This is a genomic window from Oleiphilus sp. HI0043 (genome assembly GCF_001634935.1).
On sequence record NZ_LWEY01000236.1, the window covers coordinates 1 to 1,013 of the forward strand.

General features: G+C 42.3%; 2 protein-coding genes. One reads left to right on the forward strand and one right to left on the reverse strand.

Translation table 11 applies throughout. From position 1 onward, the window contains the following. Positions 1-265 (forward strand): glycerophosphodiester phosphodiesterase (locus tag A3729_RS03705; protein ID WP_197475529.1); only part of this gene is annotated, 265 nt, incomplete at its 5' end. A 94-nt stretch (positions 266-359) separates the two neighbouring features. On the opposite strand, the gene A3729_RS32145 is transcribed toward A3729_RS03705, so the two are convergent. Continuing rightward, positions 360-1,013, reverse strand: a 654-nt coding sequence (locus tag A3729_RS32145; protein ID WP_197475530.1) for a hypothetical protein, incomplete at its 5' end; no start/stop codon positions are given.

Sequence of the window (1,013 nt, forward strand, 5' to 3'; positions counted from 1 at the left end):
ATTATCGCCAGAAATAGACACCGGCTATGTCGCAGAATACCGGTATCGCAGGCCATTGAAGACCGCTGTATCGCTCGATTGCAAGCTACTGGTCATCAACAACAGGTTGATTAGCCCAACCTTATTGAGAAACGCAAAATCTTATGGGCTTGAGGTATCATGTTGGACGGTGAATAGTATTGAAAGAATGGAAACCCTAAAAGCAATGGGCGTTCATAGTATTATCACTGATATTCCGAGCTCTGCACTGCATCACTTTAATTAGATATCGCGCTTTCAAACAACTAAGCTAGGCAAGCCAAAAACGGCTACTTACCATAAGGCTAAGAGCGGAACATAATCACCCTTAGCCTTCATCTTTAATTCAAATACGCTTCCTGAAAATCTGAAACCCCATTATCATTAGAGTCCGAATTGTCAGGTTTAGTATTTAACAGATACTCTTCGATATTTGTTAAATTATCCTTATCCAAGTCTTTGAACTTATCGCTTGGGTCACTATCATCCAAGCCGTAAAGCATCTCGAATATTCCCGGCATCCCGTCTGAATCTTGATCCGTCACACCGATAGGCATTATATCGACGAGCGAGTCATACACACTTAATAACGCAAAGTCACTCTGGCCTGCGACTTGTTGCGGCAAGACTTTCATCATTAGCTCATCTTCTGTGGCTTGCTGTATCAGATACTTTGTTGGTTCGCCATCATCTGTAGGCTTATTGTCCTCGATATAGACTGCCCGCGTTTCTTGAGAGTTAAATAAAGAACTAGGATCGTCAACGATAGCAATGAAGTGCTGGTTTTCTTCATGAAGATCATAAAACGTCGAGTATTCAGCTAAACCGTATGATTTATGCAACAAACTGCCTGCCACCGGCACCTCTAGTGAAGCCAGAGTAAGTTGATGCCCAGATCCGAAGTAGATCAATTCACCATTTTCAGATAACTGAATGGGCCCGCTAAGCGGTTTCTCTGATGATTCAAAAATAGTGGATATTTCATCAGAGGCAAT